General features: G+C 73.1%; 24 protein-coding genes and 1 pseudogene. 15 read left to right on the top strand and 10 right to left on the bottom strand.

Annotated features, from left to right (window positions below; genetic code table 11):
• Positions 1-38: 38 nt before the first annotated feature.
• Positions 39-1,220, top strand: a complete 1,182-nt coding sequence (gene moeZ, locus AB0K25_RS08120; protein WP_219464807.1) for an adenylyltransferase/sulfurtransferase MoeZ — start codon at positions 39-41, stop codon at positions 1,218-1,220.
• Positions 1,221-1,313: 93 nt separating this feature from the next.
• Positions 1,314-2,243 (top strand): prenyltransferase/squalene oxidase repeat-containing protein, encoded by a 930-nt coding sequence (locus tag AB0K25_RS08115; RefSeq protein WP_219464805.1) that lies wholly within the window; start codon positions 1,314-1,316, stop codon positions 2,241-2,243.
• Positions 2,244-2,308: 65 nt separating this feature from the next.
• On the opposite strand, the gene AB0K25_RS08110 is transcribed toward AB0K25_RS08115, so the two are convergent.
• Positions 2,309-3,550: a glutamate-5-semialdehyde dehydrogenase gene (locus AB0K25_RS08110; RefSeq protein WP_219464803.1), complete on the bottom strand. Its 1,242-nt coding sequence runs from the start codon at positions 3,548-3,550 to the stop codon at positions 2,309-2,311.
• A 49-nt stretch (positions 3,551-3,599) separates the two neighbouring features.
• Positions 3,600-4,757, bottom strand: a complete 1,158-nt coding sequence (proB, locus tag AB0K25_RS08105; protein ID WP_357537921.1) for a glutamate 5-kinase — start codon at positions 4,755-4,757, stop codon at positions 3,600-3,602.
• 13 nt (positions 4,758-4,770) lie between these two features.
• Between proB and AB0K25_RS08100 the strand changes: the two genes are divergently transcribed.
• From AB0K25_RS08100 to AB0K25_RS08090, 3 genes are read left to right on the top strand one after another with little or no spacing between them, the layout of a single operon-like run.
• Positions 4,771-5,085 (top strand): MGMT family protein, encoded by a 315-nt coding sequence (locus tag AB0K25_RS08100; RefSeq protein WP_088644748.1) that lies wholly within the window; start codon positions 4,771-4,773, stop codon positions 5,083-5,085.
• Positions 5,086-5,116: 31 nt separating this feature from the next.
• On the top strand, positions 5,117-6,727 hold the full coding sequence (locus AB0K25_RS08095; RefSeq protein ID WP_357537919.1) for an MFS transporter: 1,611 nt from the start codon (positions 5,117-5,119) through the stop codon (positions 6,725-6,727).
• On the top strand, positions 6,724-8,172 hold the full coding sequence (locus tag AB0K25_RS08090; protein ID WP_357537917.1) for an aminotransferase class V-fold PLP-dependent enzyme: 1,449 nt from the start codon (positions 6,724-6,726) through the stop codon (positions 8,170-8,172). The genes AB0K25_RS08095 and AB0K25_RS08090 overlap by 4 nt, the downstream gene beginning before the upstream one ends.
• 243 nt (positions 8,173-8,415) lie before the next feature.
• Here the strand turns inward: AB0K25_RS08090 and AB0K25_RS08085 are convergent, their stop codons facing one another.
• Complete coding sequence (locus AB0K25_RS08085) at positions 8,416-9,618, bottom strand: hypothetical protein (RefSeq protein ID WP_357537915.1); 1,203 nt, start codon at positions 9,616-9,618, stop codon at positions 8,416-8,418.
• Positions 9,611-10,153 (bottom strand): SigE family RNA polymerase sigma factor, encoded by a 543-nt coding sequence (locus tag AB0K25_RS08080; RefSeq protein ID WP_357019574.1) that lies wholly within the window; start codon positions 10,151-10,153, stop codon positions 9,611-9,613. The genes AB0K25_RS08085 and AB0K25_RS08080 overlap by 8 nt, the downstream gene beginning before the upstream one ends.
• A gap of 188 nt (positions 10,154-10,341) precedes the next feature.
• Here AB0K25_RS08080 and AB0K25_RS08075 point away from each other — a divergent pair, with 188 nt between their 5' ends.
• On the top strand, positions 10,342-10,929 hold the full coding sequence (locus AB0K25_RS08075) for an NADH-quinone oxidoreductase subunit B family protein (protein ID WP_357537913.1): 588 nt from the start codon (positions 10,342-10,344) through the stop codon (positions 10,927-10,929).
• Between the two features lie 389 nt (positions 10,930-11,318).
• Complete coding sequence (locus tag AB0K25_RS08070) at positions 11,319-12,635, top strand: DUF2252 domain-containing protein (RefSeq protein ID WP_208568257.1); 1,317 nt, start codon at positions 11,319-11,321, stop codon at positions 12,633-12,635.
• Positions 12,636-12,651: 16 nt separating this feature from the next.
• On the opposite strand, the gene AB0K25_RS08065 is transcribed toward AB0K25_RS08070, so the two are convergent.
• Entirely contained in the window at positions 12,652-13,698 is a 1,047-nt protein-coding gene (locus AB0K25_RS08065; RefSeq protein WP_208568256.1) for a glucose 1-dehydrogenase, read from the bottom strand.
• Positions 13,699-14,020: 322 nt separating this feature from the next.
• Here AB0K25_RS08065 and AB0K25_RS08060 point away from each other — a divergent pair, with 322 nt between their 5' ends.
• A complete protein-coding gene (locus AB0K25_RS08060; RefSeq protein WP_357537911.1) occupies positions 14,021-14,827 on the top strand; it encodes an NADH-quinone oxidoreductase subunit C in 807 nt (268 codons plus the stop codon).
• On the top strand, positions 14,827-15,792 hold the full coding sequence (gene nuoH, locus AB0K25_RS08055; protein ID WP_363819147.1) for an NADH-quinone oxidoreductase subunit NuoH: 966 nt from the start codon (positions 14,827-14,829) through the stop codon (positions 15,790-15,792). Before AB0K25_RS08060 ends, nuoH begins: the two co-directional genes overlap by 1 nt.
• Before the next feature lie 51 nt (positions 15,793-15,843).
• On the opposite strand, the gene AB0K25_RS08050 is transcribed toward nuoH, so the two are convergent.
• Positions 15,844-17,160: a S8 family peptidase gene (locus AB0K25_RS08050; protein WP_363819144.1), complete on the bottom strand. Its 1,317-nt coding sequence runs from the start codon at positions 17,158-17,160 to the stop codon at positions 15,844-15,846.
• Between the two features lie 210 nt (positions 17,161-17,370).
• Positions 17,371-17,628: pseudogene (locus AB0K25_RS08045) on the bottom strand (hypothetical protein).
• A 335-nt stretch (positions 17,629-17,963) separates the two neighbouring features.
• On the opposite strand from AB0K25_RS08045, the gene AB0K25_RS08040 reads away from it, so the two are divergent.
• Positions 17,964-18,377: a GntR family transcriptional regulator gene (locus AB0K25_RS08040; protein ID WP_357537907.1), complete on the top strand. Its 414-nt coding sequence runs from the start codon at positions 17,964-17,966 to the stop codon at positions 18,375-18,377.
• 52 nt (positions 18,378-18,429) lie between these two features.
• Here the strand turns inward: AB0K25_RS08040 and AB0K25_RS08035 are convergent, their stop codons facing one another.
• Entirely contained in the window at positions 18,430-19,476 is a 1,047-nt protein-coding gene (locus AB0K25_RS08035; RefSeq protein ID WP_363819141.1) for a glutathione S-transferase C-terminal domain-containing protein, read from the bottom strand.
• Between the two features lie 96 nt (positions 19,477-19,572).
• Here AB0K25_RS08035 and AB0K25_RS08030 point away from each other — a divergent pair, with 96 nt between their 5' ends.
• Positions 19,573-19,995, top strand: coding sequence for an ester cyclase (locus tag AB0K25_RS08030; RefSeq protein ID WP_357537903.1), 423 nt, complete (start codon positions 19,573-19,575; stop codon positions 19,993-19,995).
• Here the strand turns inward: AB0K25_RS08030 and AB0K25_RS08025 are convergent.
• Positions 19,976-20,389: a Uma2 family endonuclease gene (locus AB0K25_RS08025; RefSeq protein ID WP_357537901.1), complete on the bottom strand. Its 414-nt coding sequence runs from the start codon at positions 20,387-20,389 to the stop codon at positions 19,976-19,978. The two genes, AB0K25_RS08030 and AB0K25_RS08025, sit on opposite strands and share 20 nt — an antisense overlap.
• Entirely contained in the window at positions 20,389-20,550 is a 162-nt protein-coding gene (locus tag AB0K25_RS08020; RefSeq protein ID WP_363819137.1) for a hypothetical protein, read from the bottom strand. Before AB0K25_RS08020 ends, AB0K25_RS08025 begins: the two co-directional genes overlap by 1 nt.
• A 184-nt stretch (positions 20,551-20,734) precedes the next feature.
• Between AB0K25_RS08020 and AB0K25_RS08015 the strand changes: the two genes are divergently transcribed.
• The 4 genes from AB0K25_RS08015 to AB0K25_RS08000 are packed head-to-tail and all read left to right on the top strand — an operon-like array spanning position 20,735 to position 24,231.
• Complete coding sequence (locus AB0K25_RS08015) at positions 20,735-21,325, top strand: NADH-quinone oxidoreductase subunit I (RefSeq protein ID WP_208568249.1); 591 nt, start codon at positions 20,735-20,737, stop codon at positions 21,323-21,325.
• On the top strand, positions 21,322-21,864 hold the full coding sequence (locus tag AB0K25_RS08010) for an NADH-quinone oxidoreductase subunit J (RefSeq protein ID WP_363819134.1): 543 nt from the start codon (positions 21,322-21,324) through the stop codon (positions 21,862-21,864). The genes AB0K25_RS08015 and AB0K25_RS08010 overlap by 4 nt, the downstream gene beginning before the upstream one ends.
• Before the next feature lie 55 nt (positions 21,865-21,919).
• Positions 21,920-22,321 (top strand): NADH-quinone oxidoreductase subunit NuoK, encoded by a 402-nt coding sequence (gene nuoK, locus AB0K25_RS08005; RefSeq protein WP_363819132.1) that lies wholly within the window; start codon positions 21,920-21,922, stop codon positions 22,319-22,321.
• Complete coding sequence (locus AB0K25_RS08000) at positions 22,318-24,231, top strand: NADH-quinone oxidoreductase subunit L (RefSeq protein WP_363819129.1); 1,914 nt, start codon at positions 22,318-22,320, stop codon at positions 24,229-24,231. The genes nuoK and AB0K25_RS08000 overlap by 4 nt, the downstream gene beginning before the upstream one ends.
• Positions 24,232-24,315: the final 84 nt, after the last annotated feature.

The raw sequence follows: 24,315 nt of genomic DNA, 5'->3' as shown, positions 1-24,315 counted from the left end.
GCTCGGTTCGCCATCAGCCGATCACCGGGGAGTCCACCGTGTCGTTGCCCCCGCTCGTCGAACCCGCCGCCGAGCTGACCGTTGACGAGATCCGTCGTTACTCCCGTCACCTGATCATCCCCGATGTGGGGGTCGAGGGGCAGAAGCGGTTGAAGAACGCCCGGGTGCTCTGTGTGGGTGCCGGTGGTCTCGGCTCGCCGGCCCTGATGTACCTGGCCGCCGCCGGGGTCGGGACGCTCGGCATCATCGACTTCGACACCGTCGACGAGTCCAACCTCCAGCGCCAGATCATCCACGGGGTCTCCGACATCGGCCGGTCCAAGGCCGAGTCCGCCGCCGCGTCGATCCGCGAGATCAACCCGCTGGTCCAGGTGGAGATCCACAACACCGCCCTCGACCGGGAGAACGTCCGGGACATCTTCGCCCGGTACGACCTGATCGTCGACGGCACCGACAACTTCGCCACCCGCTACATGGTCAACGACGCGGCGGTGCTGCTCGGCAAGCCGTACGTCTGGGGGTCGATCTACCGGTTCGACGGTCAGGCGTCGGTCTTCTGGGCCGAGCACGGCCCCTGCTACCGCTGCCTCTACCCGGAGCCCCCGCCGCCCGGCATGGTGCCGTCCTGCGCCGAGGGTGGCGTGCTCGGCGTGCTCTGCGCGTCGATCGGCTCGATCCAGGTCAACGAGGCGATCAAGCTGCTCGCCGGGATCGGCGAGCCGCTGGTCGGCCGGCTGATGGTCTACGACGCGCTGGAGATGGAATACCGCAAGATCAAGATCCGCAAGGACCCGAACTGCGTGCTCTGCGGCGAGAACCCCACGGTCACCGACCTGCTGGAGGACTACGAGGACTTCTGCGGCGCGGTCTCCGAGGCGGCCCAGGAGGCGATCGTCGACTCGACCATCACCGCCACCGAGCTCAAGGAGTGGCAGGACGCCGGCAAGGACATCTTCCTGGTCGACGTCCGGGAGCCCGCCGAGTACGAGATCGTCCGGATTCCCGGCTCCACCCTGATCCCCAAGGGCGAGATCATCTCCGGTGAGGCGCTGGCGAAGCTCCCGCAGGACAAGCAGGTCGTGCTGCACTGCAAGTCCGGGGTCCGCTCGGCCGAGGCGCTCGCCGCGCTGAAGGCCGCCGGGTTCCGCGACGCGGTGCACGTCCAGGGCGGGGTGCTCTCCTGGATCAAGCAGATCGATCCCTCGCTGCCCGCGTACTGACCGGTGACCGGGGCCGGGGGCGGCGACGAACCGCCCCCGGCCCCGACCGATTCCCCGAGGCGGGATCGCGTCCGCGCCGGTAGCGTCTGCGCCGTGGTGGACTTGGATGCGGCGATAGGTTTCGTCGTGGCGCACGGTGACGCGGTGGACCGCGCCCGGCTGTCCCGGCTGCGCACCGGTGCGCCCGTGCCCCCCGACCTGCTCGACGCGGCCGAGGTCGGGCAGACCGTGGACGGCGGCTGGCCGGCGGTGCTCGGCGGTGAGGTCCCGTCCATCGACGCCACCTGTTTCCGCCTGGCCGAACTGGACGATCTCGGCGCGCTCGGCCGGCCCGCCGCCCGGCACGCCCTGGACTGGCTGGCCGCCCGGCAACTGCCCGACGGTGGCTGGGACGAGGACCCGCGGCTGGCCGGTAGCGCCCCCGAGTGGGCCACCCCGGGTGACCCGGAGGCCCGGCTCTACCTCTCGGCCAACGCCGCGTTCTGGCTCAGCGTCGCCGGTCGGGACGCCCGTGCCGCGGGCCCGCTGGACAACCGCGTCGGCGGCGCGTACGCCGGGGTGGTGCAGGCGGCGGCGCAGGCCCTGGCCGGGCAGCTCGCCCCGGACGGCAGTTGGCCGTCCTTCCTCGCCGCCGGCTGGCTGAGCGCGGCGGTGCTGCACCGCCAGCAGCTCTACTACGAGTCGGCCCGGATCCAGGCGGTGCTGGCCGAACGGATGCCGCAGCTGTCCCCGGCGGACACCGCCGCGCTGGCCGCCACCCTGCGCCGGGTGGAGGTGGGCGAGGAGCAGTGGGTGCTGGTGTCGGCCCGCAGGCGGCTCGCCGAGACCCAGCGCAGCGACGGCGGCTGGGACAGCGACGACGGCCACCAGTTCGACGTGCACACCACGCTGACCGCGATCCGTGCCTGCCGGCCGATCGGGCCGGTCCTGCCGCCGGGCTCACCGGTCGCCCCGCCGGGCTCACCGGTGGTGCGCCGGGCCCGCGTGGTCCCGCCGACCGACGACGAGCCCGGCACCTGGTGACCCCGGGCCCGCAGCGCCCGGCTGCGGGCGACCGCCCCGGGCGTAGCCGGGCCGGGGCGGTCCGCTCAGCGCAGGTGACCGTCGCCGGTCACCACGTACTTGGTGGAGGTCAGCTCGGGCAGCCCCATCGGCCCCCGGGCGTGCAGCTTCTGGGTGGAGATGCCGATCTCCGCACCGAAGCCGAACTCGCCGCCGTCGGTGAACCGGGTGGAGGCGTTGACCATCACCGCCGCCGCGTCGACCCGGGCCACGAACTCCCGGGCGGCGGCCTGCGAGTCGGTGACGATCGCCTCGGTATGCCCGGTGCCGTAGCGGCGGATGTGCGCGACCGCCGCGTCGAGCGAGTCGACCACGGCGACGGAGATGTCCGCGCTGAGGTATTCGGTGGCGAAGTCCTCGTCGGTGGCCGGCACCACGGCGGGGGAGTGGGCGACGACCTCGGGGGAGCCGTGCACGGTCACCCCGGCCTCGGCGAACGCGGCCAGCACGACCGGCAGGAACGCGTCGGCGACGTCGGCGTGCACCAGCAGCGACTCGGCGGTGTTGCAGGTGCTCAGCCGCTGGGTCTTGGCGTTCAGGGCGATCGCCACCGCCTTGGCCTGGTCGGCGGCGGCGTCCACGTAGACGTGGCAGTTACCCACCCCGGTCTCGATCACCGGCACCGTCGACTCCTCGACCACGGTGCGGATCAGCGACGCGCCACCGCGCGGGATCAGCACGTCGACCAGGCCCCGGGCCCGCATCAGCTCCTTGACCGACTCCCGGGAGCCGGCGTCGAGCAACTGCACCGCGTCGGCCGGCAGCCCCGCCCCGGCGACCGCGTCACGCAGCACCGCCACCAACGCCGCGTTGGAGTGCGCGGCCGAGGACGACCCGCGCAGCAGCGCCGCGTTGCCGGACTTCAGGCAGATGCCGGCCGCGTCCACCGTCACGTTCGGCCGGGCCTCGTAGATGATGCCGACCACCCCGAACGGCACCCGCACCTGCCGCAGCTCCAGCCCGTTGGGCAGGGTCGAACCCCGGACCACCTCGCCCACCGGGTCGGGCAGTGCGGCCATCTCGCGCAGCGCGTCGGCGATGCCGGCCACCCGACCCGCGTCGAGGGCGAGCCGGTCCAGCACGGCCGCGCTCAGCCCCGCCTCCCGCCCGGCCGCCAGGTCCGCCGCGTTCGCGGTGAGGATCTCCGGCGTACGCGCCACCAGCGCGTCGGCCATCGCGTGCAGCGCGCCATCCTTGACCGTACGGGTGGCCACGGCGAGGGCCTCCGCCGCGTCCCGGGCCCGCCGGGCCTGCTCGACGACGCTCATTGCGTACTCCTTCGGATCTTCCGGAGGCGCCCGTGCGGGACGCCTGACGTCACAGCAGCACCAGGTCGTCGCGGTGGACGACCTCACGTTCGTACGCCGGGCCGAGCGCCGCAGCGAGTTCCCCGGTGGACCGGCCGAGCAGGCCGGGCAGCTCCACCGCGTCGTAGTTGACCAGTCCCCGGGCCACCGACGCCCCGTCGACGTCCACCAGGTCCACCGGGTCGCCTGCGGTGAAGGTGCCGTCCACGGCGGTGATCCCGGCCGGCAGCAGCGACTTGCGCCGGCCCACCACGGCCTGCACCGCGCCCGGGTCGAGGTGCAGCCGCCCCCGGGGGGCGGTGGCGTGCGCCAGCCAGAACAGCCGGGCCGCCGGGCGTCGCCGGGCCGGGTGGAAGAACGTGCCCACCGGTTGCCCGGCCAGCGCGTCGCCGGCCAGCGGGGCGGCGGTCAGCACCACCGGGATGCCGAAGCCGGTGGCGATCCGGGCCGCTTCCACCTTGGTGACCATGCCGCCGGTGCCGACCCCGGCCCGGCCGGTCCCGCCGATGTCGACGCCGGCCAGGTCGGCCTCGCCGCGTACCTCGGTGATCCGGGTGCTGCCGGGGCGGGTCGGGTCGCCGGTCCACAACGCGTCGACGTCGGAGAGCAGCACCAGCAGGTCGGCGTCGACCAGGGCGGCGACCAGGGCGGCCAGCCGGTCGTTGTCGCCGAACCGGATCTCCTGGGTGGCGACCGTGTCGTTCTCGTTGACGATCGGCACCGCCCGCAGGTCGAGCAGCTTGCGCAGGGTCCGGTACGCGTTGCGGTAGTGCGCCCGCCGGGTCACGTCGTCGACGGTGAGCAGGACCTGCCCGACGGTGAGCCGGTGCCTGGCGAAACCGGCCGCGTACCGGCCGATCAGCAGGCCCTGGCCGACGCTGGCGGCGGCCTGCTGGGTGGCCAGGTCACGCGGGCGGCGGGGCAGCCCGAGCGGGGCGAGCCCGGCGGCGATCGCCCCGGAGGAGACCAGCACCACCTCGCGGCCGGCGGCGGCGAGCGCGGCGAGGGCGTCCACCAGGGTGTCCACCCGGGTCTCGTCCAGGCCGCCGGTGGCGGTGGTCAGCGAGGACGAACCGATCTTGACGACGATCCGCCGGGCCTGGGTGACTGCTTCACGCACCCGCCCATTCTGCGTGGTCGGTCCCGACGGACCCCGCCGCGTTCCCATATCCTGGCCGGTCGTGACGCCTGAGGAGTACGTGGAGGCGGTGCTCGCGCTGGTCGAGCGGATACCGCCGGGCCGGGTGATGTCCTACGGGGCGATCGCCGACGCGCTGGCCGAGCGGTCCGGGCGGGCCTCGGCCCGGCTGGTCGGCTCGATCATGGCCCGGCACGGCGGCGGGGTGCCCTGGCACCGGGTGGTGAACGCGGCGGGTCGGCTGCCACCCGGGCACGAGGTGCGGGCGCGGGCCCTGCTGCGCGCCGAGGGCTGCCCGTTGCGGGGTGCCGGGGTGGATCTGGATGCCGCCAAATGGTGGCCGGATGAGGGGCGGTGACCAGGCGGTAACGTGAGTAGCATTCGGCCGCATGGACGTGCCACCGGCCGAGCCCGGCTCCCCACCCGCCGGCCTGCCCGCGCCGGTCCCCGGGGTGTCCGCGTCGGCCGCCGGCCTGCCCGCGTCGGCCAGCGGGGTGTCCGCGTCGGCCGCCGGGGTATCTGCGTCGGCCGGCGGCCTGCCCGCGCCAGCTGCCGGGGTGTCCGAGTCGGCCGGCGGGTCGGCCCGGTCGGCCGGTGCCGACGGGGTCGGGTTGCCGCGTCGGGTGCATGCCGGCTACGCGCTCGGTTCGTTGGCCACCGGGGCGTTCGGCACGGTGCCCGGGTTGCTGCTGCTGCCCTACCTGACCGACACGCTCGGGGTGGCCGCCGGGCTGGCCGCCCTGCTGGTGCTGTTGCCCAAGGCATGGGACGTGCTGGTCAACCCGGTCGCCGGGCGCATCTCCGACCGGACCCGCTCCCGGTGGGGGCCACGCCGGCCGTGGCTGCTCGGTGCCGGGATCGCCCTGGCGGTGCTCTTCGCCGCCATCTTCGCCGCGCCCTTCGGCGTCGGGCCGGCCGCCGGGGCGTACGTGGCCGTCGCGTTCCTCGCCACCGCCACCGCGTTCGCCTTCTTCCAGGTTCCGTACGTGGCGATGCCCGCCGAGCTGACCGACGACGCGGCGGAGCGTACCCGGCTGATGGGCTGGCGGGTCGCGGTGCTGGCGCTGGCCATCCTGATCTCCGGGGCGGTGGCCCCGATGGTGGTGACCGCCGGTGGCGAGGGGGTGGCCGGGCACCGCTGGATGGGGGTGTTCGTCGCCGCGCTGATCGCGCTCGGCGCGCTCGGCGCGTTCCTCGGCACCCGGTCGGCGGCGACCGGCACGGTGACCGCCACCGAGCCGACGCTTCGCGCCCAACTCGCGGTGGTCGCCGCGGACCGGCCGTTCCGGGCGCTGCTGCTCTGCTTCGTGATCCAGTCCGCCGGGGTGGCGACCATCCTGGCCGGGGTCAGCTACTTCGCGGCCCAGATCCTGCGGGACCCGACCACCGGGCCCACCGTGCTGTTCGCCTGCTTCGTCGGGCCGGCGTTGCTGGTGATGCCGCTGTGGACCCGGCTCGGCACGCGCCTGGGCAAGAAGACCGCGCTGGTCGCCGCCTCGCTGCTGCTGGCCGCCGGTGCGGCGACGCTCGTGGCCGCGCCGGTGCTGCCCGCCGCCGCCGTCTACGCGGTGGTCGCGCTCCTCGGCGTCGGGTACGCCGGGCAGCAGGTCTTCGCGCTGGCGCTGCTGCCCGACTGTGTGGCCGCCTCGACCGCGCGCACCGGTCGCCGACAGGCTGGCGTCTTCACCGGCCTGTGGACCGCTGGAGAGACCTTCGGTCTGGCCCTCGGCCCCGGCCTCTACGGCCTGGTCCTGGCCTTCTCCGGCTACGTCTCCTCAGCCACCGGCACCGCCGCCCCCCAGACCCCCACCGCCCGCTTGGGCGTCCTCCTGGGCTTCACCCTCGTCCCGGCCCTCCTCATCGCCCCCGCCACCCTCCTCCTCCGCCCCCACCCCTACCACCTCCCCCCACCTCCCGCCCCCACCCACCTCGTCGATCATGGAGTTGTGGCGGGGGCGAAAGCCGCGAAAACCTACGGAAAGGCCACCACAAGTCCATGATCGACAAGAACGGGGTGCCTGCCGAGCGGGTGCTGGACGAGATTCGGCAGCTCAGGGCGGGGGATCGGCCGGTGCACGGGGGGCGGTTGTTCGCCTACGTGTACGACCCGGGCGTCGGCGGGCTCGACGCGTTGGGGGCGGCGGCCCACGCGGAGAGCGCCCACGTCAACGGGCTCGATCCGACCGCCTTTCCGTCCCTGCTGGCGATGGAGAACTGGCTCGTCGGGGCAGCCGGCGGGCTGCTCGGCGGCGGACCGGGCAGCGCCGCGCCGGACGTGGTCGGCAGCGTCACCAGCGGCGGGACCGAGTCGCTGATCCTGGCCGTCAAGGCCGCCCGGGACGCCCACCCGGAGCTGACCGCACCCCGGATCGTGGTGCCGGCCAGCGGGCACGCCGCCTTCGCCAAGGCCGCCCACCTGCTCCGGGTCACCCTGGACACGGTTCCCGTCGACCCGGTCACCCTGCGCCCGTCGGTCGCCGACGTGGCCACCGCGATCCGCCCGGAGACGGTGCTGGTGGCCTGCTCCGCCCCGTCGTACGCGCACGGGGTGATCGACCCGGTGGCCGGGATCGCGCAGGTGGCGGCGGCGGCCGGGGTGCGTTGCCACGTGGACGCCTGCTTCGGCGGCTGGACCCTGCCCTACCTGCGTCGCCTCGGCGTGCCGGTGCCACCGTTCGACTTCACCGTCGACGGGGTCACCTCGATCTCCGTCGACCTGCACAAGTACGCGTACGCCCCGAAGGGGGTGTCGGTGCTGCTGCACCGGGACGCGACGCTGCGCTCCCCGCAGTTCTTCGCGTACGCCGGCTGGCCCGGCTACACCATGGTCAACCCGGTGCTCGCCTCCACCCGCTCGGGTGGCCCGATCGCCGCCGCGTACGCCACCCTGCGGCACCTCGGCGACGACGGCTACCTGCGGTTGGCCGCAACCACCCGGGACGCGGTCGACACCCTGGCCGCCGCCGTACGCGGGGTCGACGGGTTGCGGCTGATGGCCGAACCGGAGTCCACCGTGGTCTGCTTCACCAGCACCGACCCGGCGCTCGACCTGTTCATCCTGGTCGACGAGCTGACCGCCCGGGGCTGGCACACCCAACCCCAGCTGCGGTACGCCGACCTGCCCGCCAGCGTGCACCTCACGGTGACCGCCTCGGTGGCCCCCCGGGTGGCCGAGTTCGGCCCGGACCTGGCCGCCGCGGTGGCCGCCGCCCGCCAGGCCGGGCCGGTCGAGCTGCCGGCCGAACTGGTCGCCCTGGCCGGATCGCTGACCCCGCAGACGCTCACCCCGGAACTGATCGGGGGGCTCGCCGCCGGCCTCGGGCTGGGTGCCGGACCGCCGGACCGGATGGCGATGGTGAACACCCTGCTCGACGCCGCCCCCGCCGCGTTGCGCGAATGCCTGCTGGTGGAGTTCGTCGGCCTGCTGCAACGCCCCACCTGGTGACGGTCCGGGGGCTGCCTCCGCAGCCCCCGGAACGCCCCGAGCCCGTCTGATCCACTTCGGGCCCTGCCCACTTCGGGCCCTGCCCACTTCGGGCCCTGCCCACTTCGGGCCCTGCCCATGCGCGGGCCCTGCCCACTTCGGGCCCTGCCCATGCGCGGGCCCTGCCTGCTTGGGGCCCTGCCCCGGGGTGGGCTGCCCCGGGGGTGGCCCGGCCAGGCACGACGACCGCGCCCGGCCGGCTGGTCACCGGTAGGGCAGCGGGGTGACGTTGTCGTACTCGACCACCTCCGCGACGACCCGGTTCTCGGCGTCCAACGCCTGCGCGGTCAGCTCGGCCGTGCCCGCGCCGAGCGGATCGTCGGCCGCCACCCGTAGGCCCAGGACCAGCCGGAACTCGGCCCCCGGGGCCAGCGCGCCCAGCTCGCAGCGCACCGGCCCGCCGGTCGTCGCCGGGGCGGTCCGGCAGGCGGCCCAGCCGTCGCCGTCCGGGCGCAGCGCCACCGGCAGGTCGAACCGGAGCGCCACGGACCGGGCCGGCCCGGTGCCGGTGTTGCGGACCCGCACCGTCGTGTATCCGGCCCGGGAGCCGTCCGGTGCGACGCCGAGCACCAGGTCGGTGGCGGTGACCACGAGATTCACCTCGTGCGGGTTGGGCGGGAAACCGGTCGGCCCGGAGACCTGGCGGAAGGACCCGCCGTCCCAGCGGTAACCGCGCCACTGCCGCTGCGACCACTCGCCGGCCCAACCGCCACCCGGGTAGATGTCCCCGACCTGCACCCGGACCACCCCGTCACCGCGCACCTGCATCCCGATCAGCCACTGGGGCCGCTCCCGGGCGCTGACGACCACCCGCCCGACGGTGACGATCCGGCCGGCGGCGTCCCGGTCGAAGGCCACCACCTGCTGCCAACCGTGGGTGCCGAAGACACACTGCACCAACGCCACCGTCTCCTGCGCCCCGTCGGCATCGACGTCACCGTGGTCCACGGCGAGTAGGGCGTTCTGCCCCTCGTGGCCGTCCGCGGTCAACCGGACGCCCTCGGTGCGGCACTGCGCCCCGGCCGGCCACCCCGGCAGCGTAACCGTGGTGGCCAGCAGTTCGTTGCGGCCGATCCGGCCGTCGGGTGGCGTCGTCGGGGCCGCACCGGTCGGCGTGGGGCTGCCGGTCGGGGTCACCGGTCCACCCGGCGTCGGCGTACCGGTCGGTTCGGGTGCGGGCAGCACCGGGCCGGGCCGGGGCTCCGGACGGTGCAGTGCGACGTACCCCAGGGTCGGTCCGGTGAACAACGCCAGCACCGCCGCGACCAGCGCGGCCCACCGGCGCCGGCGACGCGACCGCACGGTCCGCCGGACCGCGGCCGGGCCGGGCACCACCACCTCCGCCAGCACGGTACGGCGGTAGCGGGCGAACTCCACGTTCGGATCGAGGATCTCCGGGTCAGGCATCTCGCACCTCCCCGGTGCTCTCGCGCAGTTGGGTGGCCAGGGCGGCCCGGCCCCGGTGCAGCCAGGACTTGACCGTTCCCTCGGCGACCCGCTCCTGGGCGGCGATCTCACTCACCGACATGTCAGCCAGATAGTGCAGGACGACCGCCCGGCGCTGCTTCGGTGGCAGCTGCGCCAACGCGACGTCGACCGCGACCCGGTCCGGTGTCGGTCCGGCCACGTGGGTCTCCCGTTGCCGGGACAACCACGCCTGGGCGGTCCGCAGCCGCCGCCACCGGTGGTGGCCCAGGTTCCAGGCGACCTTGCGGACCCACGCCAGCGGGTCGTCGTAGCCGGACACCCGGTCCCACCGCGCGTACGCCCGACAGAACGCCTCCTGCACCAGGTCCTGCGCCTGGCCGAGGTCGCCGGTGTAGGCGGTGAGCTGGACGACCAGCCCACGGAAATGGGCATGGTAGAACCCGTCGAAGCTCAGTTGCGGGGCTGCGGGCCGGGGGTCCGGTGGTGGATCACCGACCCGCGCGCTTCTCGTCACCGTCACTCGTCCTCCCCGTGGTCGCCCGACGGCCCGCACCCCGGGACACGGCCCGCCGTCACACGGGTAAGAGCCCGCTGCCTGCGCACAGGGTTGCGTCCGTCGGCTGTGGTTGACTGTCCGTTGGGAGACAGCGCAGCGGCCACGGCGACGTAACGGTCGTCGACCGGCCGGACGAGGAGGCGGTCGTGCAGTTGCCGGCAGTGCTCGGCGAGCCGATCCGGTTCGTCCTCAACTGGGGTCGCCGCTACTCGCTCTGGGTGTTCAACTTCGGCCTGGCCTGCTGCGCGATCGAGTTCATCGCCACCAGCATGGGCCGGCACGACTTCATCCGGCTCGGCGTCATCCCGTTCGCCCACGGGCCCCGGCAGGCCGACCTGATGGTGGTCTCCGGCACGGTCACCGACAAGATGGCCCCGGCGATCAAGCGGCTGTACGACCAGATGCCCGAGCCGAAATACGTCATCTCCTTCGGCGCCTGCTCCAACTGCGGCGGCCCGTACTGGGACTCGTACTCGGTGACCAAGGGGGTCGACCAGCTCATCCCGGTCGACGTCTACGTGCCCGGCTGCCCGCCCCGGCCCGAGGCGCTGCTGCACGGCATCCTCCGCCTCCAGGAGAAGATCGCCGCCGAGCAGTCCGGCATCGGCGGCGTCGACCGCACCGACCCCCTCGCCCCCCTGGCCGACGTCACCCCCTCCGACGGAACCCCCCCACGCCCAGCCGACTCCCTGACCGCCCCCCTGATCCACCCCCCCACCCCCTCAGCCCCCTGACCCCCCGCTGCCCCCGCCCCCGCTGCCCCCTCCGCCTCGCGCTCCCTCCGTCTCGCCCCGGTGATCAAGAGCTTTACGCCATCTCCACCCGGATTCTTGACGCGAACCTCTTGATCACCGACCCGTACCCGTCCGGACGCACGGGCCGCGCCCCAGCCGTCACTTTCTCCGGGATCCCTGCCCGTTGGGGCGTGCGGGCTCGCGCCCAGCCGCCGCTTTCTCCGGTGATCAAGAGGTTTGCGTCAGCATCCCGGCCGGAATTGACGCGAACCTCTTGATCACCGGGGCGAGGGTGAGGCGGGGGGAGAGCGGGGTGGGGGGAGAGCGGGGTGGGGGGAGAGTGGGGCAGGGGGGTGAGGGGGTGGTGGGTGGGGGTTAGCGTGCGGGGCATGAACGACTCTGGGGACCGGCGGTCCGCCTTCATCGTCGACGTGTTGACCGAGGAGTTCGGCGCGTCGATGGCACTCGATCCGGCGGCATTCCGCCGCAAGTTCCGCAAGATGGCTGCGTCACCGTTCGCCTTCTACCGGGGCAGCGCCGCACTGTTCTACGCCGACCAGCGCGGGGACTTCGCCGACGACGCGTTCCTCGACAAGGAGACCAGCCGGGTGTGGATCCACGGCGACCTGCACGCCGAGAACTTCGGCACCTACATGAACGGTTCCGGGCACCTGGTGTTCAACGTCAACGACTTCGACGAGGCGTACGTCGGGCCGTTCTCCTGGGACCTCAAGCGGCTCGCCGCCAGCGTGGCGTTGCTCGGCTACGCCAAGGCCCTGTCCGACCAGGCGATCGGTGAGCTGGTCACCGGGTTCGCCCGGTCGTACCTGACCGAGTTGCGGGCCATCGCCGCCGGTGGGGACGACGCGATCGGGTCGATCACCCTGGACAACGCCGACGGGGTGTTGCGCCGGGTGCTCCAGGAGGCCCGCCTGAACACCCGGGTCGACCTGCTGGCCGCGCAGACCACCGTCGACAACTACGAGCGGCGGTTCTCCCTCGGCGACGGGGTCTACGAGATCGACGGGGAGACCCGGGAGCGGGTGTGCGCCGCGTTCACCGGCTACCTCGCCACGCTGCCCGAGGCGACGGCCCGGCTGCGTCCGGTCGCCACCCAGATCAAGGACGTGGTGCTACGCAAGGGCGTGGGCATCGGCTCGGCCGGGCTGCCGTCGTACAACCTGCTGCTGGAGGGGCACACCGAGGCCCTGGAGAACGACGTGGTCATCTACATGAAGCAGGCGCAGGTGCCGGCGGTGGCCCGGTACGTCGACGACGAGCGGGTCCGGGGCTACTTCCGGCACCAGGGTCACCGGACGGCCGAGTCGCAACGGGCGTTGCAGGCGCACGCCGACCCGTGGTTGGGCTTCACCGAGCTGGACGGGGCCGGTCAGCTCGTCGCCGAGGTCTCCCCCTACGCCGCCGACCTGGACTGGTCGGACGTCAACGAGCCCGAGGAACTGGCCGGGGTGCTCGCCGACCTGGGTCGGGCGGTGGCCCGGATGCACTCGGTCGCCGACGACGAGTCCAGCCACGACCTGGTCGACTACTCCACCGAGGAGGCGATCGTCGCGGCGATCGGCGACGACACCGACGGCTTCGTCGGGCACCTGGTCGAGTTCTCCCACGCGTACGGCGTCCGGGCCCGTACCGACCACCAGCTCTTCGTCGACCTGTTCCGCAACGGCCGGCTGCCCGGCATCTGAGCCGGCCGGTCGGGGTTCACCTGTCGAACTCCAGCACCACCTTGATGTCCTCGTCGGCGTGGGCGTACGCCTGGGCGTACGCCGACACCGGCACCCGGCGGGTGATCAGCGAGTTCAGCCACGACTGGTCGGCCCGGGCGAGCGCCTGCGCGGCCAGTTCCCAGTGCCGCCGGTTGGCGTTGACCGAGCCGAACACCACGTTGTTCTCCAGCACCAGCTCCCGGTTGAGGGCCCCGGCGTCGAAGTCGATGGTCCGGCCCCCGCTGGACACCCCGGTGAGGCAGACGATCCCGGTGGGGCCGACCTTGCACATGGCGTCCAGCACCACCGTCGGAGCTCCGGTGCACTCGACCACCACGTCCGGCTCGACGTCCAACTCGTTCACCGACTCCGTGTGGTAGGTCGCTCCGAGCGCCCGGACCAGGTCCGGTTTCGGGCCGGTGGTGCTGCGGTCCAGCACGTGCACCGACAGCCCCCGCTGGACGGCCAGCAGAGCCGCCAGCAGCCCGATCGGCCCGGCACCGGTGATCAGCGCGGTCTGCGGTTCCCACCTGGCCCGGGTGCCGATCCGCCCTATGTGGTCCCACGCTTTCGCCACCACGCTGGTCGGTTCCAGCAGCATGCCCACCGGAGCGAGGACCGGGTCCAGCCCGATGGCGAACTTGGGTTGCACCCGCCACCGGTCCCGGGCGAAGCCGGGCAGCGCCTTGATCCCGTGCTCGGTGTACCGGCCGTTGCGGCACATGTCCCACTCGTCGACGGCGCAGTTGGGGCAGGGCACCGGATCGGGGTGGCGGACGATGCCGGCCACGAGGTCACCGGGTTGCAGGGTGCCGGACGGGTCTTCCAACACCCGGCCGAGCGACTCGTGGCCGAGCACCAGCTCCCGTTGGCCGGGTGGGGCCTCGCCGTAGTGCCCGGCGATGATCTCCTGGTCGGTGCCGCAGATGCCGACGGCGAGCGCCTCGACCAGGATGACCCCCTCCTCGGCTGCCGGCTCCGGCCAGTCCTGTACCAGCCGCAGCGAGTCACGGACCTTGGGAGTCACCGTCACAGCGCGCACGGCCCCATCTTTCCCCGCCCCGTCCCGCCCCGCCCGGCAAAGCGCCAGATGCCCGCCCCGCCCCTGCCCGGCACAGCCCCGGACGCCCGCCCCGCCCCGCCCGGCACAGCGCCGGACGCCTGCCCCCGCCCGGCACAGCGCCGGACGCCCGCCCCTGCCCGGCACAGCGCCGAACGCCCGCTCGCACAGCGCCGGACGGACCGTCCGGGTCGCTCCGCGACACGGCGGAAGGCTGTCCGTTCACCTCATCCAGGTGTCCGCCGGGCGCGTACGACCGGGCGGGCGGACCCGGGGCCGGGGCGGCGGCCATAGGATCAACCGCATGACTCCGGAAGAGGTCGGTCGGCGGGTGGTCGCGCTGCTCACGCCGGTCGAGGCGACCGCGTCGGTGTCCGGCGGGCAGGCCCACGCCCGGGCCACCGTCGACGTACCCCCGGCGGCCTGGGCGGACACCCTCCGCGCGGTCCGCGACGACGCCGAGCTGGCCTGCGACTTCTTCGACTGGCTCTCCGCCGTGGACGAGCTGGCCGGCGGCTTCGACATCGTGGCCCACCTGTGGTCGACCCGGCACCGCCACGGCGTGCTGCTGCGGACCCGGGTGCCACGGCAGACGCCGACGGTGGGATCGGTGGTCGACGTCTTCCCGGGCGCGGCCTGGCACGAGCGGGAGACCCACGAGATGTTCGGTGTCGATTTCGCCGGCCACCGGGGGCTGGCCCCGCTGCTGCTGCCTCCCGAGTTCGAGGGGCATCCGCTGCGTAAGGAGTTCGTGCTCGCCTCCCGGGTGGCGAAACCGTGGCCGGGTGCGAAGGAACCGGGTGAGTCCGAGGCCGGTGGCGGTCGCCGGGCGGTCCGTCCACCCGGGGTGCCCGCCCCGGGGGAGTGGGGTGTGGTGCCCGCCCCGGCCGGTCCGGTGACGGTGGGCGACGGGCCGCGCGGCGGCGCCCCGGCCCGCCCGCCCAGGGACCGTCCGGCCCGGCCCACTGCGGGGGGCCGTCCGCCGCGTACCCCCGCCTCCGGCGCGACCGGCGACGCCCCGCCGGCCACCGGACGCCTGGCCCCCGACGGCCCGGCCGGCGACGGCCCGGCGCGCGGTGACCAGGGTGGCGACGAGCAGGGTACGGACTGATGCCGACCTGGTTGGAGCTGGTGATCCGGATCGGCGGGGTGCTGGTCGCGTTCCTCACCCTGCCGCTGATCGTCGGCCAGGCCGAGCACAAGGTGATGGCGCACATGCAGGGCCGGCTCGGTCCGATGTACGCCGGTGGCTTCCACGGGTGGGCGCAGCTCGTCGCCGACGGGATCAAGTTCGTCCAGAAGGAGGACATCACCCCCCGCGAGGCGGACCGGGCGGTGTTCCGGCTCGCGCCGGTGGTGGCCCTGGTGCCCTACCTGCTGGTGTTGCTGGTGATCCCGCTCGGCCCGAACGACCTGGTCGGGCAGCCGCTGGACATCGGCCTGTTCTTCGTCCTGGCGGTGGTCGGGGTCGGCGTGGTGGCGGTGCTGATGTCGGCGTGGGCGTCGGCCAACAAGTACAGCCTGCTCGGCGGGCTGCGCGGGGCGGCCCAGCTGCTCGGCTACGAGCTGCCGCTGGTGCTGGCCGCCGCCTCGGTGGCGATGGCGGCGGGGACGCTGAGTCTCGGCGGGATCGTCGAGGCGTGGCAGCCGTGGTGGCTGCTCTGGCAGGCCCCCGCGATGATCGTGTTCTTCGTGGCCGGGCTGGCCGAGATCCGGCGGCCCCCGTTCGACATGCCGGTTGCCGACTCCGAGCTGGTGTTCGGCTACATGACCGAGTACACCGGCCTGCGGTTCGCGTTCTTCCTGCTCGCCGAGTACGTCGGGATCGTGGTGATCGCCGCGCTGACCACCGTGCTGTTCCTCGGTGGTTGGCAGGGCCCGTTCGCCGACGCCCAGCTCGGGTGGCTGTGGACCCTGCTGAAGGTCTTCGCCGTCTCGTTCGTGATCATCTGGCTGCGGGTGTCGTTCCCCCGGCTGCGGGAGGACCAGCTCCAGCGGCTGTGCTGGCTGGTCCTGGTGCCGGCGGCGCTGGCCCAGCTGGTCCTCACCACCGCCGTACGCCTCACGCTGAACTGAGCGCCGGCCCGGAGGGGCCCCGGGACACTCCCCGGGGCCCCTCCGGCACGCTCACGGCGCGGCGTAGAGCAGACGGTTCGGGGAGCCGACCCCCGGGTTGACCACCTTGCCGGTGGTGGCGGCGGTGATCAGCGCGCTCTTGGCGGTGGCGAGGGTCGCCGACGGGTTGGTCTGCCGGTAGCGGGCCAGCCAACCGGTGACGTGCGGGGCCGCCATCGAGGTGCCGGACCAGCCGCTGGCCACTGCGGTGTTCGAGGCGATGCCGGCGGAGGTGATGTCCACCCCCGGGGCGAAGATGGTGACGCAGGTCCCGTAGCTGGAGAACGAGGCCCGGTTGTCGCTGATGTCGGTCGCCGCGACGGTGATGCCCCGGCTGGACCGGGGGCCGTTGGTGCAGGCGTCGGTGTTGAAGTTGTTGGCGATGAAGACCGGGTACACACCGTGGTCGATCAGGTTCTCGATCGAGGTGTTCGCCGACGTGCCGTAGCCCTGGAGGCTGAAGTTCGCCACCGAGACGGCCGCGTGGTTGGTGGCCAGCCAGTCGACGCCCTCGATCAGGTCGGTGCTCCACCCGGAGTTGTCGCACTGGAGCACCCGGACCGCGCGTAGCGTCACCGACTTGGCGACCCCGTAGGTGGTGCCGCCGATGGTGCCGGCGACGTGCGTGCCGTGGCCGTGGCAGTCGTTGGTGCCGTTGCCGTCGCCGACCGCGTCGTAGACCCCGGCGGCCCGGGTGCCGAAGTCGACGTGGGTGGCCCGGATGCCGGAGTCGACGATGTAGGCGGTCACCCCGGAACCGGTCGAGGTGTAGCCGAAGCTGTTGCTCAGCGGCAGGTTGCGCTGGTCGATGCGGTCCAGCCCCCACGACGGCGGGTTGCTCTGCACCGCCTGGACGGACACGCCGCCGGCCTGGGCCCGCCCGGTCCGGGCCGTCGTCGGGCCGGTCCGGTCCGGGGTGGTGCTGGTCAGCCCGCCCTGGATGCGGGTGTCCCGCTCGACGTACTGCACGGCCGGGTCGTTGCGGACGGCGGCGAGGGCGGCCGGCGGCAGCACGGCCGCGTACCCGTCGAGGACCTGGGTGTAGCGGTTGAGCACGGTGCCGCCAGCCCGCTCGGCGACGGCGGCCGACTGGGTGGTGCGGGCGAGGCGGGCGGTGCGCTCGCCGCTGACCGGCTTGTCGGAGAGGACGACGATGTACCGGTCCGGTGCGGCTTCCGTGCTGCCGGCCAGCAGCGGCGCGGGTGCGGTCCGCCCCGGGCCGGGGGTGGCCGGGGCCGCGACGGCGGCGTTGGTGGTGGTGGCGAGCGCGCCGGCGAGAACACCGGCGAGTACGCCCAGACGTGCGGTCCTGCTACCCAGCTTGCGCAAGGTTCGTTCCTCCTCAAGAGGGGAGTCCGTAGTGGACAGGCGGCCCGCCGACGGGAGTCGCATCGACGGACGTCCCATAGTCGAACAGGTCATATTGACCACCGTGTTAACTCTTGGGCACCGAAGGTGAATGTGCGACAGCTCTCAGTGGCGGGACCGAACGTCGTTCCCGTCGGTGTCGAAGTCCTTGCGGCGGTGCCAGGCGCTGGTCTACGCCACGTCTGTCCGGGCTTTTGTGTTCGAGCCGGATCGCCTCGGTTGTCCGACCGTGGACCTCGGGGTGGTTCGCGCTTCGATGACCAGTCCCGCTGGCTGTACGAAGATCGATCGGCGCGTGACGGCGTCCCCTCTGGCGTTGAGCTGGTAGCCCTCCAGTCAGACCCACCCGTCGTAGGTGGGCCAGTCGAGCACGCGGATGACTCGGAACGCGATTGGGTTGATGAACTGGACACTGGCCGACCGGTTCACATGGAGCAGGTCACCGGATCGGGGGGTGTGCCATTGGGCCGTGTGTGGTCATCGGCCCTCGCCCGGCCAGTGCCCCCGGTTGATCGGCACCCGGTGTCGGATTCTGCACGGCAGTTCGCGTCCGCAGCGGCAGACGATCCGCTTCCGGTCGCTGGACCATGCGGGCCGGTGCCTGCGTCGCAGCGTCAGTGCGACGGCGGCCAGGTACTCGTGGTAGGTGACGTGCCTGGGCATGTCGTGCTCCTTGCGGAGGGTCAGCATGACCAGATCACTCTAAGTGTTGTATTGACGTAAACACAACACTGCGACAGCATGAGGTCACCTAGCGTGCGCCTGTGAGCAGCGAGAGCGACTTCAATCCGGATGTCGCTACCTGGAAACAACTGGCGGATCGGCTGCGACAAGCCATTCGTTCCGGCCAACTCGCCCCTGGTCAGCGAGTCCCCACCGAGCTGAGCCTCACCCAGGAGTTCCAGCTCAGCCGACTCACGGTCCGCCGCGCGCTCCAGCAGTTGCGAAGCGAGGGCCTGATCGTGGTCGTACAGAGTCGCGGAACCTTCGTCCGGGGAGAGCAGGATCGCGTCGAAGTGACCCTGAGTAAAGGCGATCGGGTTCAGTCGCGGATGCCCGATCCCGAGGAGCGGCGCAGGCTCACCCTCCACGAAGGTGAGCCCGTCATCCTGGTGACCAGGGCGGATGGCGCGGTGGAGGGGTACGGGGCGCACCGCGTGACCATCGTGGTCGGATAAACCCGCGCCCCCACCCATAGGCCGGGCGGGGGCGCGTGTGGTCGGTGGCGGCTCAGCCGATCGGGGTGTGCTCCGGCGGCACCTGCTCGGCCGGCAGCGGGGGCGGCGGGGGAGTGCCGTCGCCGAACGGCCGGCCGCCGAGCGCCTCCCGCCCGTGCGGGCTGAGCCAGTTGACCAGGTCCGGGCCCAGCGGCACCACCCCGGTCGGGTTGATGTCGCGGTGCACCTCGTAGTAGTGCCGCTTGATGTGGTCGAAGTCGATGGTGTCGCCGAAGCCGGGGGTGGTGAACAGGTCCCGGGCGTACGCCCACAGCACCGGCATCTCGCTGAGCTTCTGCCGGTTGCACTTGAAATGGCCGTGATAGACCGGGTCGAAGCGGACCAGCGTGGTGAACAGCCGCACGTCGGCCTCGGTGATGGTGTCCCCGACCAGGTAGCGCTGGTCGGCGAGCCGGTCGCTGAGCCAGTCCAGCCGGTCGAACAACCGTCGGTATGCCTTGTCGTACGCCTCCTGCGAGCCGGCGAAGCCGCACCGGTACACCCCGTTGTTGACGTCGGCGAAGACGACCTTGTTGACCTCGTCGATCTCGGCCCGTAGGTGCTCCGGGTAGAGCTGCGGGGCACTCTCGCGGTGGTGTGCCGTCCACTCGGTGGACAGGTCCAGGGTCATCTGCGCGTAGTCGTTGGTGACCACCTGCCCGGTCGGCACGTCGACGATCGCCGGCACGGTGATCCCCCGGTCGTACCCGGGGTACCGGGCGAAGAACGCATCGGCGAGCCGTTCGATGCCGAGCACCGGGTCCCGCCCGCCCGGGTCCAGGTCGAACGTCCAGCTCCGGGCGTCGTGGGTGGGCCCGGCCACCGCCATGGGCAGCGCCTCCTCCAGCCCGAGCAGCCGCCGTACGATGATCATGCGGTTGGCCCACGGGCAGGCCCGGCTGACCACCAGCCGGTAGCGTCCCGACTCGACCGGGTAGCCGTCCCGCCCGTCGACGGTGATCCGGGTGGCGATGTAGCGCTGGTCCCGGGTGAACTCGCCGCCTGGCTCGACGTACTTGCCGCCGCTCTGGGTCGCCGTCGTGCCGTTGCTCTCCGCCATGGTGTCGCCCTTCGTCCGCTTCGGCTCCCATCATGGCGGTTCTTCCGCCCGGGGGCAGCACAACGGCGTCCGGGTCGGTCCGCCTAGGCTGCCCGCATGATCGACGTTGCGGCGGTGGCCCGACGGTTCGTGGCCGACGTGTGGAACGCCGGCCACGAGGAGTCGGCGCACGAGCTGGTGGCGCAGGAGTGCCCGGGGCTGGGTGGCACCGGCCCGGCGGCGGTGCTGGCCTGGCACCGGGACCGCCGGGCCGCCTTCCCCGACCTGCGCTACAAACTGGTGGACGTGGTGGCGGCCGGGGACCGGGTGGCGCTGCGCTGGCGGGCCGCCGGCACCCAGGCGGGACAGTTCGGCCCGGTGCCGCCGACCGGGCAGGTGGTCAGCTATTCCGGGGCGACGTTCCTGCGGTTCGACGCCGCCGGGCGGATCGTCGACGTGTGGAGCGTCAACGAGCTGTTCCAACTGTTGCAACAGTTGGGTGTGGAGATGCTGCCGCCGCTCACCGACGCCGGGGCGTGATCCGGTCGACCGACAGGTTCACCGGGAACGGCTCACCGGTGTCGACGAACTTCGTCCACCGCCCGGTCTCCAGGTAGACCTCGTTCACCGCGTCGATCTTGTAGGTGTGCACGACCAGGCCGTCGTCCTCCACCTCGATCCGCCAGTAGAACGGGATGCCGGCCTGTGCGTAGAGCGTCGGCTTGAGCACCCGGTCGATGGAGCGGGTGCTGGGGGAGACGATCTCGACGGCCAGCACCACCTCGTGCGCCTCGTAGCGGGACGGCTCGCGGGCGGCGGCGGTGGACGTGGTCACCAGCACGTCGGGGATGAAGGAGCGGGTCCGGTTGATCCGCACCTCCACGGCCTGGGTCACGTCGTAGTCGTCGGGACACTCCTCTTCGAGCGCGACCATCAGGCGGCCGGCGATGGTCTGGTGGATGCGGGTGGGGGAGGGGGCACGATCAGCACTCCATCGAGAAGTTCGCGGCGGCGGCCGTCCTCGGGCAGTGCGTCCAGATCGTCGGTCGTCCAGCCGCCCTCCGGCGGATGGTCGCTCTGCAACGCGGCGGTCATCGGTCGGTCCTTCCCGGTGCGTCGTTCTCCCCGCCCGTCACGGTAGCGCCGGCAAACGCCGGGTGGTGGTCGCGCGCGCCGTGGCCACAGGGCAGGATGACCCCATGAGTGATCGCAGCGGGCGAGCCAGCCGGCTCAGTGCGGCGGCATCTCACGGTGTCGGTGAGCGCAGCGGGGCGACGCCGTGAGCGAGCGCGGCGGCGTCCCCGGCGAGGGGCTGGTGAAGGGGCTGGCGGTCACGTTGAAGACGATGACCCGCCGGTCGACCACCCAGCAGTATCCGGACGTCGCCCCCGAGCTGCCGCCCCGCTCCCGGGGCGTGATCGCGTTGCTGACCGAGAACTGCACGGTCTGCATGCTCTGCGCCCGGGAGTGCCCCGACTGGTGCATCTACATCGACTCGCACAAGGAGGAGGTGGCGGTGGCCGGCGCGGCCCGCCCCCGCCAGCGCAACGTCCTCGACAAGTTCGACATCGACTTCTCACTCTGCATGTACTGCGGCATCTGCATCGAGGTCTGCCCGTTCGACGCCCTCTACTGGTCGCCGGAGTTCGAGTACGCCGAGTACGACATCAAGGATCTGCTGCACGACAAGGATCACCTCGGCCAGTGGATGGCCACGGTGCCGCCGCCGCCCGCGCACGACCCGCACGGCGAGCCGGCCAAGGAGGAGACCACCGCCGCGCGCAAGGCCGCCGCCCCGACCAGCTCCGCCGCCCGCCCCACCGTGGTACGCCCCGAGCCCGGCCCCGCCGACGGAGGTGCCCCCCGGTGACCGGTGCGGACGTGCTGCTGCTCGCCCTCGGCGCGGTGGCGGTCGGGTCGGGTGTGCTGGTGGTCGCCACGAAGCACCTGGTCCGGGCCGGCCTCTATCTGGTGCTCTGCCTGGGCGCGCTGGCCGGCGACTACCTGGTGCTCACCGCCGAACTGGTCGCCTGGGTGCAGGTGCTGATCTACGTGGGCGCAGTCGTGGTGCTGCTGCTGTTCGCGGTGATGTTGACCCGGGCGCCGATCGGGGCCTCCGACGACCTGGACCGGCCGGGCTGGCCGGCCGCGCTGATCGGGGCAGGCACCGGGCTGGGCCTGACGGCGCTGCTGGTCGACGCGTTCCGTTGGTCGACGGTGGAGCTGCCGGCGGCGGGCACCGCCGAGGGCATCGGCGAGCAGGTGTTCCGCTCCTGGGTGCTGCCGTTCGAGGTGCTGTCGGTGCTGCTGCTGGCCGCCCTGGTCGGCGCGGTCATCCTGTCCCGCCCGGACATCGGCCGCCGCCCCGACGCCGCCGCGTCGTCGTCGCGAGCTGAGGTGGTCCGGTGAGCGCGAGGAGTGAGCCGGGTTTGCGAGCCCCGCAGTCGCGAGCTGAGGCCACCCGGTGAGGCCGGTCATCCCGTACGTCACGGCCGCCCTGCTGTTCGGCTTGGGCGTCTTTGGCGTGCTGCGGCGACGCAACGCGGTGCTGGTGCTGATGGCGGTGGAGTTGATGCTCAACGCGGTCAACCTGATCCTGGTCACCGCCGACACCACAGTGCGGGCGGTGCTGCCGCACTCCGGTCAGGTCTTCGCGCTGTTCGTGATCGTGTTGGCCGCCGCCGAGATCGGCGTCGGGCTGGCCATCGTGCTTCAGCTCTACCGGCTGCGGGCCAGCGTCACCGTCGACGACGTGCCGCTGACCGAACCGGCTGTCGACCGGGCCGGGTCGGCTGTCGACCGGGCCGGGTCGGCCAGCGACGTCGCGGCCGGGTCGGCCGGCGCGCGGGCGGAGGCCGGGCGGTGACGGGGGTGCTCGGGGCGGCGCTGCCGGTCGTACCCCTGGTTGCCGGGTTGCTCGGGTTGCTGCTGCCGCCGGCACCGCAGAGGGCGACCACCGGGGAGAGCGCGGCCCGGCGGGCGGCGATCGGCCTCGGGGTGGCCGGTGCGGCCGGTGCGTTGCTGGTCGCGGTGCTGCTGCTGGTGCGGGTCGGCGACCCGGTGGAGACCAGCACCAGCTGGATCGACCTCGGCGGGCTGCGGGTCACCCTCGGGGTGCGGCTGGACGGCGTCGCCGCGCTGGTCGCGGTCGCGGTGACGGCGGTGGCGTTGGCGGTGCAGGTCTATTCGGTGGCCTACCTGCGGCGCGGCCCGCACGACGACGTCGAGGTGGACCACCGCTATCCGCCCTACGCGGCGCAGATCAGCCTGTTCACCGCCGCGATGCTGCTGGTGGTGGTCAGTGGGGACCTGATCCTGCTGCTGGTCGGCTGGGAGGTGATGGGCCTCTGCTCCTATCTGCTGATCGCCCACGACCGTCGGCTGCCCGAGGCGCCCGCCGCCGCGATGAAGGCGTTCCTGGTCACCCGGGTGGGTGACGTCGGGTTCCTGCTCGGTATCGCCCTGCTCGGCGTCTCGGCGGGCAGTTTCCGGATCGCCGACGTGCTCGCCCACGACCACTCCACCGGCATGTTGACCGCCGCCTGCCTGCTGCTGCTCGCCGGGGTGGCCGGCAAGAGCGCCCAGTTCCCGCTGCACACCTGGCTGCCGGACGCGATGGCCGGCCCGACGCCGATCTCCGCGCTGATCCACGCCGCGACCATGGTCGCCGCCGGGGTGTACGCGGTGACCCGGCTCTACCCGCTGTTCACCCGGGCCCCGGTGACGTTGGCGGTGCTCGGGGTGCTGGCCTCGGTCACCCTGCTGCTCGGCGCGCTCGCCGCCACCGCCCAGGACGACCTGAAACGGGTGCTCGCCTGGTCGACGGTCTCCCAGCTCGGCTACATGACCGGCGCGCTCGCCGTCGGTGCCCCGGCCGCCGCGCTGTTCCATCTGCTCACCCACGCCGCGTTCAAGGCCCTGCTGTTCCTCGCCGCCGGTGCGGTGATCCACGCCGTCGGCACCACCCTGCTGTCCCGGATGGGTGGGCTGCGGCGCAGCATGCCGGTCACCTTCTGGTGCACCTTGATCGGCCTCGGCGCGCTGGCCGGGGTGCCACCGCTGTCCGGTTTCTGGAGCAAGGACGGCGTCCTCGCCGCCGCCGAGGCCGCCGCGCTCGACGGCACCGGTCCCGCCCCGGCCTGGGTCGGTTGGCTGGTCTGGCTGGCCGGGCTGCTCGGGGTGCTGCTCACCGCCGCGTACGCCACCCGGCTGCTGCTGCGCGCCTTCTTCGGCGAGGCCCGGCTACCGCTGCTGCACCCGCACGACCCGCCGGCGCTGATGCGTTGGCCGGTGCTGCTGCTGGCCGTACCGGCGGCGCTGCTCGGGCTGGCGGCGTTCTGGCCGCCGTTCACCGACCGGTTGCGGGGCACCGACGCCGACGTGGAGCTGGTCCACCTCGCCCCGGCGGTGCTGCTGCCACTCGCGCTGCTGGTGGTCGGGGCGGGGCTGGCCTGGGCCGGCTGGCGGCGGGACCCGGCCGCCGATCCGGCCCGCGCGCTGGGTCCGCTGCGGCCGGTGTTCGCCCGCGCCTTCCGCCTCGACGACCTGCAACACACCCTCGTGGTACGCCCCACGACGACGCTCGCCCGGGTGACGCGTACCGGTGACGAGGTGGGGGTGGACGGCCTGGTCGAGGGGGTGGGCCGGGGCGCGTCCGCGCTCGGTGCCGGGCTGGCCGCGCTGCACCGGGCGGCCCTGCCCCGCGCGACGGCGGCGGTACTGGCCGGCGCCCTGCTGATCGGCCTGGCCGCCGCCCTGATCGGAGTCTCCTCATGAGCGCGAGGAGTGCAGCGCAGCGGAGCCCCGCAGTCGCGAGCGAAAGGTCGGTCCGGTGAGCGCGAGGAGTGCAGCGCAGCGGAG

This window comes from Micromonospora sp. NPDC049257 (assembly GCF_040678915.1).
GTDB lineage: Bacteria > Actinomycetota > Actinomycetes > Mycobacteriales > Micromonosporaceae > Micromonospora > Micromonospora antibiotica.
The sequence above is the reverse complement of the archived record's forward strand: the minus strand, read 5'-3'. Positions and strand labels throughout refer to the sequence as shown.

Coding starts and splice junctions, on each gene's coding strand:
- AB0K25_RS08110 (WP_219464803.1), bottom strand. CDS start 3,550: ATGAGCGTCGTCGAGCAGGCCCGGCGGGCCCGGGACGCGGCGGAGGCC.
- proB (WP_357537921.1), bottom strand. CDS start 4,757: ATGGGAACGCGGCGGGGTCCGTCGGGACCGACCACGCAGAATGGGCGG.
- AB0K25_RS08095 (WP_357537919.1), top strand. CDS start 5,117: ATGGACGTGCCACCGGCCGAGCCCGGCTCCCCACCCGCCGGCCTGCCC.
- AB0K25_RS08090 (WP_357537917.1), top strand. CDS start 6,724: ATGATCGACAAGAACGGGGTGCCTGCCGAGCGGGTGCTGGACGAGATT.
- AB0K25_RS08085 (WP_357537915.1), bottom strand. CDS start 9,618: ATGCCTGACCCGGAGATCCTCGATCCGAACGTGGAGTTCGCCCGCTAC.
- AB0K25_RS08070 (WP_208568257.1), top strand. CDS start 11,319: ATGAACGACTCTGGGGACCGGCGGTCCGCCTTCATCGTCGACGTGTTG.
- AB0K25_RS08060 (WP_357537911.1), top strand. CDS start 14,021: ATGACTCCGGAAGAGGTCGGTCGGCGGGTGGTCGCGCTGCTCACGCCG.
- nuoH (WP_363819147.1), top strand. CDS start 14,827: ATGCCGACCTGGTTGGAGCTGGTGATCCGGATCGGCGGGGTGCTGGTC.
- AB0K25_RS08035 (WP_363819141.1), bottom strand. CDS start 19,476: ATGGCGGAGAGCAACGGCACGACGGCGACCCAGAGCGGCGGCAAGTAC.
- AB0K25_RS08030 (WP_357537903.1), top strand. CDS start 19,573: ATGATCGACGTTGCGGCGGTGGCCCGACGGTTCGTGGCCGACGTGTGG.
- AB0K25_RS08025 (WP_357537901.1), bottom strand. CDS start 20,389: ATGGTCGCGCTCGAAGAGGAGTGTCCCGACGACTACGACGTGACCCAG.
- AB0K25_RS08020 (WP_363819137.1), bottom strand. CDS start 20,550: ATGACCGCCGCGTTGCAGAGCGACCATCCGCCGGAGGGCGGCTGGACG.